The organism is Chromobacterium haemolyticum, from assembly GCF_009936155.1.
GTDB lineage: Bacteria > Pseudomonadota > Gammaproteobacteria > Burkholderiales > Chromobacteriaceae > Chromobacterium > Chromobacterium haemolyticum.
The window spans coordinates 3,905,028-3,919,237 of the sequence record NZ_AP019312.1 but is presented as its reverse complement, the minus strand read 5'-3'; the positions used below and the strand labels follow the sequence as shown (position 1 = coordinate 3,919,237).

15 protein-coding genes and 1 tRNA gene are annotated in these 14,210 nt (G+C 67.4%); 11 read left to right on the top strand and 5 right to left on the bottom strand.

The genetic code is table 11. From position 1 onward, the window contains the following. Nucleotides 1-32: 32 nt before the first annotated feature. Genes GYH29_RS17920 through GYH29_RS17870 form a run of 11 tightly spaced genes read left to right on the top strand, consistent with a single transcriptional unit; the run spans nucleotide 33 to nucleotide 10,830 of the window. A complete protein-coding gene (locus GYH29_RS17920) occupies nucleotides 33-1,571 on the top strand; it encodes an HAL/PAL/TAL family ammonia-lyase (protein ID WP_161524604.1) in 1,539 nt (512 codons plus the stop codon). Next, complete coding sequence (locus GYH29_RS17915; RefSeq protein ID WP_043590872.1) at nucleotides 1,571-2,017, top strand: acyl-CoA thioesterase; 447 nt, start codon at nucleotides 1,571-1,573, stop codon at nucleotides 2,015-2,017. Before GYH29_RS17920 ends, GYH29_RS17915 begins: the two co-directional genes overlap by 1 nt. 2 nt (nucleotides 2,018-2,019) lie before the next feature. Then, nucleotides 2,020-2,649, top strand: a complete 630-nt coding sequence (locus GYH29_RS17910) for an outer membrane lipoprotein carrier protein LolA (RefSeq protein WP_161524212.1) — start codon at nucleotides 2,020-2,022, stop codon at nucleotides 2,647-2,649. Next, nucleotides 2,649-4,994 (top strand): MMPL family transporter, encoded by a 2,346-nt coding sequence (locus tag GYH29_RS17905; RefSeq protein ID WP_161524211.1) that lies wholly within the window; start codon nucleotides 2,649-2,651, stop codon nucleotides 4,992-4,994. The genes GYH29_RS17910 and GYH29_RS17905 overlap by 1 nt, the downstream gene beginning before the upstream one ends. Beyond that, nucleotides 4,988-5,539, top strand: a complete 552-nt coding sequence (locus tag GYH29_RS17900) for a DUF3261 domain-containing protein (protein ID WP_043590877.1) — start codon at nucleotides 4,988-4,990, stop codon at nucleotides 5,537-5,539. Before GYH29_RS17905 ends, GYH29_RS17900 begins: the two co-directional genes overlap by 7 nt. Then, nucleotides 5,536-6,717, top strand: coding sequence for a beta-ketoacyl-[acyl-carrier-protein] synthase family protein (locus tag GYH29_RS17895; RefSeq protein WP_161524210.1), 1,182 nt, complete (start codon nucleotides 5,536-5,538; stop codon nucleotides 6,715-6,717). Before GYH29_RS17900 ends, GYH29_RS17895 begins: the two co-directional genes overlap by 4 nt. Then, nucleotides 6,714-7,172, top strand: coding sequence for an ApeP family dehydratase (locus GYH29_RS17890; RefSeq protein ID WP_043590879.1), 459 nt, complete (start codon nucleotides 6,714-6,716; stop codon nucleotides 7,170-7,172). Before GYH29_RS17895 ends, GYH29_RS17890 begins: the two co-directional genes overlap by 4 nt. Beyond that, entirely contained in the window at nucleotides 7,169-7,894 is a 726-nt protein-coding gene (locus GYH29_RS17885; protein WP_043590881.1) for a 3-ketoacyl-ACP reductase FabG2, read from the top strand. The genes GYH29_RS17890 and GYH29_RS17885 overlap by 4 nt, the downstream gene beginning before the upstream one ends. Then, nucleotides 7,894-9,117 (top strand): beta-ketoacyl-ACP synthase, encoded by a 1,224-nt coding sequence (locus GYH29_RS17880; RefSeq protein ID WP_161524209.1) that lies wholly within the window; start codon nucleotides 7,894-7,896, stop codon nucleotides 9,115-9,117. The genes GYH29_RS17885 and GYH29_RS17880 overlap by 1 nt, the downstream gene beginning before the upstream one ends. A 19-nt stretch (nucleotides 9,118-9,136) precedes the next feature. Continuing rightward, entirely contained in the window at nucleotides 9,137-9,604 is a 468-nt protein-coding gene (locus GYH29_RS17875) for a hypothetical protein (protein ID WP_043590885.1), read from the top strand. A gap of 2 nt (nucleotides 9,605-9,606) precedes the next feature. Then, complete coding sequence (locus GYH29_RS17870; protein WP_161524208.1) at nucleotides 9,607-10,830, top strand: beta-ketoacyl synthase N-terminal-like domain-containing protein; 1,224 nt, start codon at nucleotides 9,607-9,609, stop codon at nucleotides 10,828-10,830. A 16-nt stretch (nucleotides 10,831-10,846) separates the two neighbouring features. Here GYH29_RS17870 and GYH29_RS17865 read toward each other — a convergent pair whose 3' ends face one another. The 5 genes from GYH29_RS17865 to GYH29_RS17845 form a co-directional block, all read right to left on the bottom strand. Continuing rightward, nucleotides 10,847-11,278, bottom strand: coding sequence for a hypothetical protein (locus GYH29_RS17865; RefSeq protein WP_081950307.1), 432 nt, complete (start codon nucleotides 11,276-11,278; stop codon nucleotides 10,847-10,849). A 198-nt stretch (nucleotides 11,279-11,476) separates the two neighbouring features. Continuing rightward, a complete protein-coding gene (locus GYH29_RS17860; protein WP_043590888.1) occupies nucleotides 11,477-11,797 on the bottom strand; it encodes a hypothetical protein in 321 nt (106 codons plus the stop codon). A 232-nt stretch (nucleotides 11,798-12,029) separates the two neighbouring features. Then, nucleotides 12,030-12,407: a hypothetical protein gene (locus tag GYH29_RS17855; protein WP_048412465.1), complete on the bottom strand. Its 378-nt coding sequence runs from the start codon at nucleotides 12,405-12,407 to the stop codon at nucleotides 12,030-12,032. A gap of 117 nt (nucleotides 12,408-12,524) precedes the next feature. Continuing rightward, nucleotides 12,525-12,614 (bottom strand) — tRNA-Ser (locus GYH29_RS17850). Nucleotides 12,615-12,727: 113 nt separating this feature from the next. Continuing rightward, the gene (locus tag GYH29_RS17845) at nucleotides 12,728-13,960 is read right to left on the bottom strand and encodes a dicarboxylate/amino acid:cation symporter (RefSeq protein WP_019103577.1); all 1,233 of its coding nucleotides are present in this window, start codon (nucleotides 13,958-13,960) and stop codon (nucleotides 12,728-12,730) included. Nucleotides 13,961-14,210: the final 250 nt, after the last annotated feature.

The window sequence follows — 14,210 nt, the reverse complement described above, 5'->3', positions numbered from 1 at the left end:
CCGCGTGGCGCGGCGAGAAAGAGTCCGTAGTGATGAAGAGCAAGGAGGCGCTCAGCGTGGGCGCCGGACGTTTGACGATTGAAGACGTGTGCGCGGTGGCGCAGGGACAAGTGCGGACGGAGCTGGCCGGCGGCGCGTTTCCGGAGCGCATCGAATGCGGCGCCGCCTTCCTGGCTGGCCTGCTGGCCGAGGGCGGCGAAGTCTACGGCGTCAACACCGGTTACGGCGACAACTGCACGGTGACGATTCCCGCCGCGTTGGTGGCCGAGCTGCCGCTGCACCTGACGCGTTACCACGGCTGCGGCCTGGGCGACTACCTGGACGAGGCGTCCACGCGCGCGGTGCTGCTGGCCCGGCTCAACTCCCTGTCCCAGGGCGTGTCCGGCGTGCGCTGGCTATTGCTGCAGCGGCTGGCCGCCTTGCTGCGTCACGACGCGCTGCCGCTGATTCCGGCCGAGGGCTCGGTGGGCGCCAGCGGCGACCTGACGCCGCTGTCCTATGTGGCCGGGGTGTTGTGCGGCGAGCGCGAAGTGCGCTACCGGGGCCAAGTGCGGCCGGCGGCGGAAGTGCTGGCCGAACTGGACCTGCCGCCGCTGACGCTGGCGCCGAAGGAAGGACTGGCCTTGATGAACGGCACGGCGGTGATGACCGGCCTGGCCTGCCTGGCCTTCGCCCGCGCCGAATACCTGACCCGGCTGAGCGCGCGGCTGACCGCGCTGTCCTGCCTGGCCTTGAAGGGCAATCGCGGCCATTTCGCGCCGGAGCTGTTCGCGGTCAAGCCGCATGAAGGGCAGAACCAGGTGGCCGCCTGGATCTACGCCGACCTGGACGACGGCGGCGAAGCGCGCGAGCAGATCCGCCTGCAAGACCGCTACTCCATCCGCTGCGCGCCGCATGTCATCGGCGTGCTGCGCGACGCCTTGCCCTGGCTGCGCCGCGACATCGAGAACGAGCTGAACAGCGCCAACGACAATCCCATCATCGATCCGGACCTGGAGCGGGTGCTGCACGGCGGCCATTTCTACGGCGGCCATATCGCCTTCGCCATGGACGGCATGAAGAACGCGGTGGCCAATCTGGCCGACCTGATGGACCGGCAACTGGCGCTGCTGGTGGACACCCGCTACAACCACGGCCTGCCGCAGAACCTGTCCGGCTCGCGCGGCGAACGCGCCGCGATCAACCACGGCTTCAAGGCGGTGCAGATCACCGCCTCCGCCTGCACGGCGGAAGCGCTGAAGCTGACCATGCCGGCCTCGGTGTTCTCCCGCTCCACCGAATGCCACAACCAGGACAAGGTCAGCATGGGCACCATCGCCGCACGCGACGCGCTGCGCGTGTTGCAGCTGACCGAACAAGTGGCGGCTTGCCTGACCCTGGCGGCGGCGCAGGGCGTGCGCTTGCGGCAACAGTCCGGCGAACTTGACCTGGCCCGGCTGCCGCCGGCGCTGAGCGACTTCGTCGCCGAACTGGAGATGCTGTCCCCCTTCCTGGACGAAGACCGCCGCCAGGACGGCGAGCTGCGCCTGGCGATAGAGCGGATTCAGCAACGCGCCTGGAGCCTGTATTGATGACGGCGGACCTTAAAGCGGCCGCGAGCTTGCCGGCGGCGGAGATCGAAATCGAGATTCCCTTCCACGACGTGGACGTGCTGCACGTGGCCTGGCACGGCCATTACGTGAAGTACTTCGAGCTGGCGCGCACCGCGCTGCTGCGCAGCTTCGACTACGACTACCCGCAGATGCGCGATTCCGGCTACGCCTGGCCGGTGACCGAGTGCTACCTGAAATACGTGCGCCCGGCGCGTTACGGCCAGCGGGTGATCGCGCGCGCGCAGCTGACGGAATACGAAAACCGCCTCAAGGTGGTTTACCAGCTGCGCGACGCGCTCAGCGGCGAAAAACTGACCCAGGGCCACACCGTGCAAGTGGCCTTGGACCTGGCCGACGACATGGCGCTGCAATTCGTCACGCCGGCGGTGTTGTGGAACAAGCTGGGCATCCCATGCGAGGAATGACGATGTTGAAACCGTGGACGCGCCGCGCATGCGGCTTGTTGCTGCTATGCCTGGCCGGGGCCGCGCCGTTGGCGCAGGCCGAGGATTTGCTGAGCCAGATTTCCAGAAAGCTGGCGGCGAACTCGATCTTGCACGCGGATTTCGCGCAGAGCCGGCGCATGGCCGCCTTGAAAAAACCGTTGCAGCTGTCCGGGCGCATGGTGTTGTCGCGTGACAGCGGCGTGATCTGGTCCATCGTCAAACCATATCAGTTGGGCTATGTGATGACGCCCAAGGGCGTTAGCGAACTCCTGCCCGACGGCAGCCGCCGCGAGCGGGCCCGCCGCGACATACCCGGCATCGGCTCGGTGGAAGGCTTGTTCCGCGGCTTGCTGGCCGGGGACAGGAACTTGCTGCAGCAGCACTTCGCGGTGGAGGCCAAGGGCAGCGCCGCCGCCTGGACCTTGTCGCTGACGCCCAAGCCGGGGCCCTTGCAAAAAGGCCTGGGCGCGGTCGAGCTCTCCGGCTCCGCGCAACTGGAGCGCGTATTGCTGACCGAACCCGGCGGCGACAGCACGCAGATCCGCTTCAGCCGCATCGACGCGCAAAGCCCGTTGAGCGCCGAGGAAAGCCGCTTGCTGGGAGGGCGTTGATGCGCAAGCGTTTCTACGGCTGGCTGGCGCTGATGCTGCTGTGCCTGGCCTCGCTGCTGCCCTATCTGGGGCGGCCGCTGCCGGTGCAGACCAATATGCTGGCGATGCTGCCGGACGACGCGCGCCAGCCCGAGGTGGAGCGCGCGCTGGCGCAGCTGGCGGCCAAGGCGGGCGAACGCCTGGTGCTGATGGTGGGCCATAGCGATCCGGCCCAGGCCAGCCTGCTGGCGGAGCGGATGGCCGCCCGGCTGCGCGTCCAGCCTGCCTTGCGCTCGGTGCAAGGGAGAATCGGCGAGGTGGACCCGGCGCGTCTGCTGCGGCCTTACGCCCCTTACCGGCACGGCCTGCTGACCGAGGCCGACAGCGCAGGGCTGCGGCAAAACCCGCAAGCTTATCTGGAAACCCTGCTGCTGCGTCGCTTGAGCCTGCCGGGCCAGGGCTCTTTCGGCCTGCCGCTGGCGGAAGACCCCTTCGGCCTGTTCGGCAATGTGCTGGCCGCGCTGCCCATGGCCAAATCGCCGCTGCAGATCAAGGACGGCTGGCTGGCGGCGGAGCGCGACGGCGTGTCCTGGCGGCTGTTGACCGCGCCCTTGAACGGCGACGCCTACGATCCGGCGCTGCAGCAAGCCCTGAGCCGCGAAGTGGCCGAGCTGCGCGCGCTGGCGGAGGCCGACGGCGGCAAGCTGGCCGCCACCGGCGCGGTGCTGTTCGCCAGCGAGGCGCGCGGCGGCGCCGAAGCGGAAATGAATATGATAGGCAGCGTGTCGATGGCGGCCGTCATCGGCCTGATGCTGCTGGTGTTCCGCCGGCTGCGACACCTGGCCCTGTCCGGCGCGGTGATCGCCGCCGGCACGCTGACGGCGGTGGCCGCCACCCTGGCGGTGTACGGCCAACTGCACCTGCTGACCCTGGTGATGGGCGCCAGCCTGATAGGCGTGGCGATAGACTACTCGACCCATCTGTTCGCCAGCCAGTTGCAGGACGGGCCGGATTGGGACGTGGAGCGGGCGCTGGCCGCCATTCATCCGGCCATCCGCATGGGGCTGCTGACCACGCTGCTGGGTTACGGCGCGCTGGCCTTGCTGCCCTTCCCGGGGCTGCGCCAGATCGCCTTCTTCTCCACTGCCGGCCTGGTCGGCGCCTACCTGACCGTGTTGTGGTGCGTGCCCTGCTTTGTGCGCCAGGCCGCGCCGGCGTCGGCGCGGGGCATTCTGCCGCCGATAGGCCGCGTCTTCGACCGCTACTGCCAATTCATGCGCGGCCGCCGCCTGGCCGCGCTGCTGCTGGCGCTGAGCGCTTTGTCCTTGCCGGGGCTGGCCCGCTTGCAGGCGGACGACGACGTGCATCAGCTGATTCGGCCGTCGGCGGACCTGTTGGCGCAAGAGCACTTGATTCGAGAGCTGGCGGGGCAGGGCAACAGCCGCCAGTTCTTCCTGCTGGAAGCGCCCAGCGAAGCCGCTTTGCTGCGTCTGGGGCGGCAGCTGGACGGCCGCCTCGACCAACTGGTGAGCGCCGGTCAGCTGCAAGGCTACCAATCCTTGTCCAGCCTGCTGCCGCCGCCGGAGCGGCAACAGGCCGACCACGCGCTGCTGCGGGACGCGATGCGGCGCGCGGGTCGGCAAGTGCTGCTGGACGCCGGCGTGCGCGACGAGATCGCCGACGGCTATCTGGCCGGCCTGGCGCGACCGGCGCCGCCGTTGACGACGGAAACGCTGCTGGCCCAGCCGCTGGCCGCGCCGCTGCGCCATCTGTGGCTGGGGCCGCGCGACGGCGTCTGGCGCATGGCGGTGATGCCGGGCGATTTCCAGAAACTGGACGCCTTGCGGCAGGCGGCGCAAGGGCTGAGCGGCGTGACCCTGGTGGACAAGGCCGCCAGCGTGTCCGATCTGTTCCGCCAGTTCCGCGAAGCCTCCACGCTGATGTTCGCGCTGTCGCTGTTGGCCATCGTGGCGCTGATGCAACGCCGCTACGGCTGGCGGCGCGCGCTGTTGCTGGCCGCGCCGGTCAGCCTGGCGGTGCTGTTCACCCTGGGCGCGCTGGGCTGGCTGGGCGTGAGCGCCAATCTTTTCGTCGTGCTCGGCTTCCTGATGGTGCTGGGCGTGGGCGTGGACTACGCGATCTTCGTGGAGGAAGGCCGCCGCCACCACCAGCAGGCTGCCTTGCTGGCGGTGGGGCTGTCGGCCCTGACCACGCTGTTGTCCTTCGGCTTGCTGGCCGCCAGCGCCACGCCCGCGGTCAGCAGCTTCGGTTTGACCCAATTGATAGGCGTGGGCCTGGCGGTGCTGCTGGCGCCCATGGTGACCTTGTTCAAGACCGGGGACGCGGGACGGGCCGAGCCATGTTGAAACTGCTGCCCCTGCTGCTCTTGCTCTCCGCCTGCGCCGGCGGCGGCCATTGCGTCCGCCTGCCGCAAACCCCGGCCTATTGCCTGCGGCCACCGGCCGAGACCTATGGCGCCAGCCAACTGGTGACGGCGAGCGGCCGCGGTTTTCGCGAACTGTCCTTGCTGCAGCTGGAGGCCGATGGGCAGCGGCTGTCGCTGGCGGCCTTGTCGCCGCTGGGCCAGCCCTTGCTGAGCGCCGGCTGGGACGGCCGCCGCTGGAGCGTGAGCTCGCCGTTCGGCCGCCGGGTCAGCGAGCAGGGGCCGGCGATGCTGGCCCTGGCGCAATGGCTGCATCTGCCTGAGGCCGCCGTGCTGGACGGCTTCGGCCGCGCGCCCGCCTGGTGGCTGCACGCGGCGGACGGCCAGCGTCGGCTGATGAACGGCGACCAAACCTTGCTGATCGACGCGCCGACGCCCAAGGGACGGCGCGTCCGGCTGCCGCAGCTGGGCATGACGCTGGAGATCGAATCCTTGGCGGCGATGGCGCCGGAGGCGGAGGCTCAATGACGGTTTATCTGAACGAATTGGCGATGATCAACGCGCTGGGCCGCGAGCTGCCGGAGATTCACCGGCGCTTGCTGGCCGGCGACTGCGGCGGCATGTGCGAGGAGGCCGGCGCGATGGTGGGCCGGGTGGCGGGCGCGCTGCCGGAGATCCCGGCGGAGCTGGCCCGCTACGACAGCCGCAACAACAGGCTGCTGCTGGCCGCGCTGGAACCCTTGCGCGTCCGCGTGGAGGCGCTGGCCGCGCGTTACGGGCGTCATCGGATTGGCGTCGTGCTGGGCACCAGCACCTCCGGCATTCTGGAGACGGAGCTGGCGGTCGCCGCCGCGACGGCCGGGCAGGCGTTGCCGGAGGGTTACGACTACGTGCAGCAGGAAATGGGCAGCCCGGCCTTGTTCCTGGCCGAGCTGCTGGGGTTGGACGGCGTCGCCTACGTCGTCTCCACCGCCTGCTCCTCCAGCGCCAAGGCGGTGGCCGCCGCCGCCCGGCTGCTGTCGCAGGGGCTGTGCGACGCGGTGATTTGCGGCGGGGCGGACAGCCTGTGCCAGCTGACCCAGCGAGGCTTCGCCGCCCTGGAGTCCGTCAGCCCGGACTTGTGCCAGCCTATGAGCGTTCGGCGCCGCGGCATCAATATCGGCGAGGGCGCCGCCTTGTTCATCGCCAGCCGCGAGCCGGGCCCGGTGGCCTTGCTGGGCTACGGCGAAAGCAGCGACGCCTGGCATATGTCGTCGCCGCATCCGGAAGGCCGCGGCGCGGAAGCGGCGATGCGGCAGGCCTTGAGCATGGCCGGCGCCGAGGCGGCCCAGGTGGGCTATGTGAATTTGCACGGCACGGCCACCGTCAAGAATGATGAAATGGAGAGTCTGGCGATGACGAGGGTGTTTCCCGACGGCGTGCCGGCCAGCTCCACCAAGCCCTTGGTCGGCCATCTGCTGGGGGCCGCCGGCGCCACCGAGCTGGGCTTCTGCTGGCTGGTGCTGAGCGACCGTCGGCGTCGCCTGCCACCGCATGTCTGGGACGGCGCGGCGGACCCGGCCTTGCCGGCGCTGAATCTGACGCCCGCCGGCGCGACGCTGCCCGCGGGGCGGCCGCTGGTGATGAGCAACTCTTACGCCTTTGGCGGCAATAATGTGTCGCTGTTGCTGGCGGCAACAGCGGCGGACGAGAACGAACACGCATGATGTTACCGGCTATCACCGAAGTTTTGCCGCACCGCGGCGGCATGTTGCTGCTGGAGGCGCTGCTGCGTTACGACAGCGAAGGCCTGACGGCCAGCGCCACGCCGGACGCGGCGGCATGGTACGCCGACGCCGACGGCAATATGCCGGCCTACATCGGCATCGAACTGATGGCGCAGGCGGTGGCCGCCTGGGTGGGCCTGACCGCGCGCCAGGCGGGGCTGCCGGTCAAGCAGGGCGTGCTGCTGGGCACACGCCGCTACCAGCCGGCCTGCGCGGCGTTCGCCGCCGGGCGGCCGCTGCGGGTCAGCGCCAGTCCGGTCTACCGCGACGAGTCCGGCATGGGGTCCTTCCTGTGCCGGATCGATTGCGGCGAAGACCGGCTGGCCGAGGCCACCGTCAATGTGTTCGAACCGGAAGATTTCGCCTTATTTCTGCAGGAAAGCAGCGCACAATGAAAAAAAGAATCCTGATCACCGGATCCAGTCGGGGCATAGGCCGGGCAGTGGCCTTGCAACTGGCGAGAGACGGCTTCGACGTGGCCATCCACTGTCGCAGCCGTCTCGAAGAAGCGGAGGCCGTGGCAGCGGCCGCCCGCGCGGAGGGCGCGGCGGCCACGCTGATGCAGTTCGACGTCAACGACCGCGAGGCCGCGCGCGCGGCCATCGAGGCGGACATCGCCGCCAACGGCGCGTTCTGGGGCGTGGTGCTGAACGCCGGCGTGACCCGCGACAACGCCTTCCCGGCGCTGGAGGGCGAAGACTGGGACCTGGTGGTCAACACCTCGCTGGCCGGTTTCTACAATGTGACCCATCCCTTGATCATGCCCATGGTCCGCGCCCGCAACGGCGGCCGCGTCGTCACCCTGTCCTCCGTCTCCGGCGTGATGGGCAACCGCGGGCAAGTGAATTACAGCGCGGCCAAGGCGGGCCTGATCGGCGCCACCAAGGCGCTGGCGGTGGAGTTGGCCAGCCGCAAGATCACGGTGAACTGCGTGGCGCCGGGCCTGATCGACACCGACATTCTGGAAGGCGTTCCGGTGGAGGAGGCCTTGAAAATGGTGCCGATGAACCGAGTGGGGCGGCCGGAGGAAGTGGCGGCCCTGGTGGCCTTCCTGATGTCCGAAGGCGCCGCCTACATCACCCGTCAGGTGATAGGCGTGAACGGGGGCATCGTCTGATGCGCCGCGTCGTGATCACCGGCATGGCGGGCATCACCAGCCTGGGCCATGACTGGCCCGCCATCGCGGCCAAGATCCAGGCCGGGCGCAACGGCGTGCGCGCGATGCCGGAGTGGGAGAACTTCCCGGACCTGAACACCCGCCTGGGCGCGCCGGTGGACGACTTCGGGTTGCCGGCACATTACCCGCGCAAGATGTCGCGCGCGATGGGGCGGGTGGCGCAAATGGCGGTGTGCGCCACCGAACGCGCCTTGCTGGACGCCGGCCTGTTGCAAGACCCCTGCATCAAGGACGGCCGCATGGGGGTGGCCTACGGCTCCTCGTCCGGCAGCGTGGCGCCGATACAGGCCTTCGGCCAGATGCTGGCCACCGGCTCCATGGCCGGCGTCACCTCCACCAGCTACATCCAGATGATGAGCCACACCGCCGCGGTCAATATCGGCTTGTATTTCGGCCTGACCGGACGAGTGATTCCCACCGCCAGCGCCTGCACCTCCGGCAGCCAGGCCCTGGGCTACGCCTACGAAACCATACGCTTCGGCCGCTGCGATCTGATGATAGCCGGCGGCGCGGAGGAAATGTCGGCCGGCGGCGCGGCGGTGTTCGACACCTTGTACGCCACCAGCCAGCGCAACGACGAGCCGGCGCATACGCCGCGGCCCTTCGACCGCGACCGCGACGGCCTGGTGGTGGGCGAGGGCGCCTGCACCCTGGTGCTGGAAGAGCGCGAGCACGCGCTGGCGCGCGGCGCCGTCATCTATGCCGAAATCTGCGGTTTCGGCACCAATTCAGACGGCAGCCACATCACCCAGCCGGAAGCGCCGACCATGGCGCGCGCGATGCAGCTGGCGCTGGACGACGCCGGCCTGTCCGCCGGCGCGATAGGCTACGTCAACGCCCACGGCACCGCCACCGATCGCGGCGACATCGCGGAAACCCAGGCCACCGCCGCCGTGCTGGGACGGGCGCCGATCAGCTCGCTGAAAAGCTATTTCGGCCACACCCTGGGCGCCTGCGGCGCGCTGGAAGTGTGGCTGATGGTGGAAATGCTGCGCGCAGGCTGGCTGGCGCCCACGCTGAACCTGGACCAGGTGGATCCCGCCTGCGGCGAACTGGATTACCTGACCGGCGAGATCCGCCGGGCCGATGTCGAATACGCGATGAGCAACAACTTCGCCTTCGGCGGCATCAACACATCCCTGATTTTGAAACAGGCCGGCTAAAGCGGCCAGGAGAGAAAACATGCGTCAATTACGCGCTTATATTGCAGCCTTGTTTTTGGCGATGATCGCCGTTTCCGCGCAGGCCGCGCCGGCCAGCGTGCCGGTGCGCGACGTGACCGACCAACTGGTGGCGCGCATGGACGGCAAGCCGATGAGCGCGGACATGCTGCGTCGCGCCATCATCGCCGGCGCCGGCAGCAAAGGCTGGGTGGTGGTGGACGACGGCGAAGGCAAGCTGCTGGCCAGCCTGGACGTGCGCGGCAAGCATCAGGCCAAGGTGGCCATCAGCTACGGCGCGGACCGCTACAGCGTCAAATACCTGTCCGCCAACAACCTGAACGTGGAAACCAAGAGCGAGAACAAAAACTACAGCGGCGCCGCCGAAAAAGCGCCGGTGGGCACCACACTGATCCATCCCAACTACAACCGCTGGGTCGCCATCATGGTGCAAGAGATCCAGTCTTCGGCCAACCAGATCGCGCCTTGAGCATGAAGCGTCGCGTCGTCGTCAGCGGCTATGGCCTGGCCAGCCCCATCGGCAACGATGAGGCGACGGCGCTGGTGGCCTTGCGCGACGGGCGCAGCGGCATTGCCGCGCGACCGGATTTCGCCGAGCAAGGCATGAGCAGCCGCGTGGCCGGCGCGCCGCGCCGCGACGACATCGCCTTGCCGCCGCGCAAGCTGCAACGCTTCATGGCGGACGCCGCCCTGTACGGCTGGCACGCGGCCCAGCAGGCGATTGCGCAGGCGCGGCTGCCGGCCTCCGTCCTGCGGCATCCGCGCACCGGCCTGGTCGTCGGTTCCGGGGTGGGCTCGGCGGCCAGGCTGAGCGAGGCGATGGCCATCCTGGCCAGCCGCGGCATCCAGCGGCTGACGCCTTACTACGTGCCGCAGATCATGGGCAACACCGTGTCGGCCAATCTGGCCACCCACCTGGGCATCCAGGGGCTCAGCCTGGGCGTGACCTCCGCCTGCGCCACCTCCGCGCACGCCATCGGCTACGCTTTCGAACAGATTCAGTTCGGCAAACAGGACGTGATGCTGGCCGGCGGCGCGGAAGAAGTCAGCTGGCAATCCGCGGTGCTGTTTGACGTGATGGGCGTGCTGGCCGCCGGCGACGCGGCGGCGCCGGAAGCCTCCTCCCGTCCTTATCACGCGGACCGCGACGGCTTCGTCATCGCCGGCGGCGCGGGCGTGCTGGTGTTGGAGGCGCTGGAGCACGCGCTGACGCGCAAAGCCCCCATCATCGCCGAGCTGGCCGGCTACGCCGCCGGCAGCGACGGACACAGCATGGTGGCGCCCAGCGGCGCGGGGGCCGAGCGCTGCATGCGGCTGGCCTTGGCGGACGCCGGCCTGGAGCGGGTGGATTACATCAACACCCACGCCACCGGCACTCAGCAAGGGGACCGCGTCGAAGTCGAGGCCGTGCAGGCCGTGTTCGGCGCCGACGCCGTGCCCGCCTTCTCCTCCACCAAGGGTTTGACCGGCCACGCGATCGCGGCGGCCGGCGCGATGGAAGCCATCTTCAGCCTGCAGATGATGAGCCACGGCTTCGTCGCCGGCTCGCCGCAGTACGGCGCGCTGGACGATTGCCTGGCCGGCCTGCCGCTGGTGCGGCGCGTCCGGCCGGCCCGGCTGGACAGCGTGCTGTGCAACAGCTTCGGCTTTGGCGGCGCCAACGCCTGTCTGGTGTTCTCCCGCGCGGCGCTTTGACGCCGCCGCTTCTGGCTTACTTGAGCACCTGCGCCTTCAGCGCCACGCCCGCCATCAAGAAGCCGCTGCCGCACATATATTCCTTGGCGTTGCTGACCTCTTCAGACTTGTAATAACTGCGGATATTGACCACGGCGGAGCCGCCTTCCTTGCGCGCGCGCTCCTGGAACTCCTGCAGCGCGGAAATGAAGGCGCGCTGGCAGGCGGCGGCGTTGTCCTTGCCGAAGCTATTGGTTTTCTTATTGCTTACCCATTCGCCCAGCACCTTGCCTTTGCCGCCGCGGGCAAAGCGGAAGGTGATGCTTGGGTCCAGCTTCTCCTTGGCCAGATCGGTGTTCAAGGCGTCTTCGATGGACAGCATCAGTTTTTCATCCGCGGCGTGAGCGGCGGCGGGCAGCGCCAGCGCGCTGGCCAGCAGCAGGGGAGCGAACAGTTTGTGCAGAGTCATGGGTTTGGCGATTCGGCTGTTAAGAGGCTGATGGATGACGCCGGCCGCGCGGAAGCCGCGCCGCCGCGTCGAATCGAGGAGCAGGAGTTTACCCGTGCGCGCAACCCATTCCAAAGACATTATTAACATTGAAACGGCGCCGCGCGCCGCGCCTCCGGTTGACCTTCGCCGGAAAGGCCGTCCAGCGCGCGGACGCTTTCAACGCCGCGCCTGCAGCGCGTCCAGGCCCTGTTGCAGCCATTGCTGTGCCGGCTCCAGCGTCAGATGCAGCACATTGCAGGGGCAGGGCTGTTCCTTGGCCTGCGCCAACAGCGCCAGCACCGCGCGCAGGCTGTCGTGGCCCTTGCGCAGATCCAGCAGGGCGCTGCGCAAGCCTTGCTCGCGGGCGTAGAGCTGGCCTTCCAGCCGTTTCAAGGTGGCCGGCGCCACGCTGTTGAACGGGCGCAATTCGGAGAGCAAGGTATTCAGCGGAAGAGAGGGAGACAGCAGGGCGCGATAGCGCCGGGTTTGGTGCGTCATCGGAAGGCTCCTATGGCTGGGCCTGCCTTCGCTGCTACGCGGATTTGGCAGGCGGATGACGAGGGTAGCAGACCGGCCATAGCTCCGGCAGGCGCACGAATGCGCCTCCCCGCCAGCGCCTGCCTTTGATAAGGCGGGGACTATGGCGAGGCTATGGCGTTATGAGCTGCTACACCCAAATGCCGCGGAATGAGGCGGCACGCGGCGATTGTTACTGATTGGGGGTAGGGGGTCAAGCCGGTTGCTTTGGCGAGGCGGAAGGGCCGCAGCCGGGCGCGGCCGGCGCTTCCGGAGAGAAGTAGCGCCGCCAGAAAGCCTCGCGGCAGGCGTTGTTGAAGCTGATGTGGCCGGGCTGGATGGCGTCGCCGGACGGCTGATGGATCACTTCATAGCGAATCCAGCATTCGGCGCAGGCGGCCTCGGCCGGATAGTCGTCCTGTTCCGTCGTCCGCTGGATTACCGCGCCGTCGTCGAAAACATAGGTGGACTGCTCCGCAACGACGGTATAGCCCTGATCCGTCCAGCTGTCCCGGCTTGAGCCGTCCAGGCGCGCGCGGCGCGGGGAAGGGGCGTCCAGGATGGCGTTGACGTAGTTGACCAGATGATTCATGCGCGCACTGCTTGGATAGGGGCGGAAGGCTGTAATGGTAGGCGCAAACGGGGCGGGGGTGAAGCGGAAGGACAAAACAAAAAAGCCCTGATTGCTCAGGGCTTCAATGTCTGGTTCTGGCGGAGAGGGAGGGATTCGAACCCTCGGTACGCTCGCACGTACGCCTGATTTCGAGTCAGGTACATTCGACCACTCTGCCACCTCTCCGACTCAGAGTGGGGCATTCTATTGGGCAAGGGATTGCCTGTCAATAGCCTTGTCGCGGCTAGCCATAAAAAACGCCGCCCAGAGGGCGGCGCATGGCGTGGAGCTGGTTTTGCTTAGTGCTTTTTCAGCTCGCCTTCCCACTTGGCCACCACCGCGGTGGCGATGGAATTGCCCACCACATTGGTGGCGGAGCGGCCCATGTCCAGGAAGTGGTCGATGCCCAGCAACAGCAGCAGGCCGGCTTCCGGAATGTTGAATTGAGCCAGGGTGGCGGCGATCACCACCAGCGAGGCGCGCGGCACGCCGGCCATGCCCTTGGAGGTGAGCATCAGAATCAGCAGCATGGAGATTTCCTGCGCCAGCGTCAGATCGATGCCGTAAGCCTGGGCAATGAAGATGACGGCGAAGGTGCAGTACATCATCGAGCCGTCCAGGTTGAAGGAGTAGCCCATCGGCAGCACGAAGCTGGCGATCTTGTTGGAGCAGCCGAAGCGCTCCAGCTGTTCCAGGGTCTTGGGGTAGGCGGCTTCGGAACTGGCGGTGGTGAAGGAGAGCAGCAGCGGCTCGCGCATCATGCCCATCAGCTTCAGCACGCGCGGGCCGATGAACATCGCGCCGGCCAGGATCAGCAGGCCCCACAGGATGCCGATGGACAGGTAGAACTCCGCCATGAACTTGCCGTAGGTGGCGAGGATGCTCAGGCCTTCCTTGGCCACGGTGGCGGCGATGGCGCCGAACACGGCCAACGGCGCGAACAGCATCACGTAGCTGGTCACTTTCAGCATCACGTGAGCCACCACGTCAATGGTGTCGATCAGCAGCTTGGCGCGGTCGCCCAAAGCCGCCATCGCGCAGCCGAAGAACACCGAGAACACCACGATCTGCAGAATCTCGTTGGTGGCCATCGCTTCAAACACGCTCTTGGGGATGGCGTGGGTGACGAAGTCCTTCACCGACAGCGCGCCGGCCTGGATGCCGCTGGTGGCGTGGGTATCCGGCAGAGGCAGGTTGAGCGCCACGCCCGGCTTGAGCAGGTTGACCATGATCAGGCCCAGTGTCAGGGACATCAAAGACGCGCTGATGAACCAGAGCATGGTCTTGCCGCCGATGCGGCCCACGGTCTTGGCGTCGCCCATTTTGGCGATGCCCACGATCAGGGTGGACACCACCAAGGGCGCGATGATCATCTTGATCAGGCGCAGGAAGATGTCGGTCAGGATGGAGATATTGCTTGCGAAGGCTTTGATGTCGGCTTCGCTAGCGGCATTCTCGCGATAGAGATAGCCGGTAATGATGCCCAGCACTAGGCCGATCAGGATCAGCCCTGTGAGTTTTTTCGACTGCATTGAGAAGTTCCTACCTGTATTTGAGAGCGTTTTGATAACAACACGGCAAGTTCGCAATGAAACAATGCCGGCGCCGGTCCGGTGGAGGGAGCAGCCGCTTCGTGTGTGTCAAGGTTGCCGATGTAGTGGCCTGCCTACGTTATTGTTGTTTGATTTTATTGGCGTTGCTGCCAGTTGTAGGACAGTTGTTGACCTATTTAGGGGTGGGATTATAGTGAATTAGCGAACGCTTGTCTTTGTTGTATTTCGA

Bases quoted from the DNA above. Each gene is read 5' to 3' on its own strand.
- GYH29_RS17920 (WP_161524604.1), top strand. From the start codon at position 33: ATGAAGAGCAAGGAGGCGCTCAGCGTGGGCGCCGGACGTTTGACGATT.
- GYH29_RS17915 (WP_043590872.1), top strand. From the start codon at position 1,571: ATGACGGCGGACCTTAAAGCGGCCGCGAGCTTGCCGGCGGCGGAGATC.
- GYH29_RS17910 (WP_161524212.1), top strand. From the start codon at position 2,020: ATGTTGAAACCGTGGACGCGCCGCGCATGCGGCTTGTTGCTGCTATGC.
- GYH29_RS17905 (WP_161524211.1), top strand. From the start codon at position 2,649: ATGCGCAAGCGTTTCTACGGCTGGCTGGCGCTGATGCTGCTGTGCCTG.
- GYH29_RS17900 (WP_043590877.1), top strand. From the start codon at position 4,988: ATGTTGAAACTGCTGCCCCTGCTGCTCTTGCTCTCCGCCTGCGCCGGC.
- GYH29_RS17895 (WP_161524210.1), top strand. From the start codon at position 5,536: ATGACGGTTTATCTGAACGAATTGGCGATGATCAACGCGCTGGGCCGC.
- GYH29_RS17890 (WP_043590879.1), top strand. From the start codon at position 6,714: ATGATGTTACCGGCTATCACCGAAGTTTTGCCGCACCGCGGCGGCATG.
- GYH29_RS17885 (WP_043590881.1), top strand. From the start codon at position 7,169: ATGAAAAAAAGAATCCTGATCACCGGATCCAGTCGGGGCATAGGCCGG.
- GYH29_RS17880 (WP_161524209.1), top strand. From the start codon at position 7,894: ATGCGCCGCGTCGTGATCACCGGCATGGCGGGCATCACCAGCCTGGGC.
- GYH29_RS17875 (WP_043590885.1), top strand. From the start codon at position 9,137: ATGCGTCAATTACGCGCTTATATTGCAGCCTTGTTTTTGGCGATGATC.
- GYH29_RS17870 (WP_161524208.1), top strand. From the start codon at position 9,607: ATGAAGCGTCGCGTCGTCGTCAGCGGCTATGGCCTGGCCAGCCCCATC.
- GYH29_RS17865 (WP_081950307.1), bottom strand. From the start codon at position 11,278: ATGACTCTGCACAAACTGTTCGCTCCCCTGCTGCTGGCCAGCGCGCTG.
- GYH29_RS17860 (WP_043590888.1), bottom strand. From the start codon at position 11,797: ATGACGCACCAAACCCGGCGCTATCGCGCCCTGCTGTCTCCCTCTCTT.
- GYH29_RS17855 (WP_048412465.1), bottom strand. From the start codon at position 12,407: ATGAATCATCTGGTCAACTACGTCAACGCCATCCTGGACGCCCCTTCC.
- GYH29_RS17845 (WP_019103577.1), bottom strand. From the start codon at position 13,960: ATGCAGTCGAAAAAACTCACAGGGCTGATCCTGATCGGCCTAGTGCTG.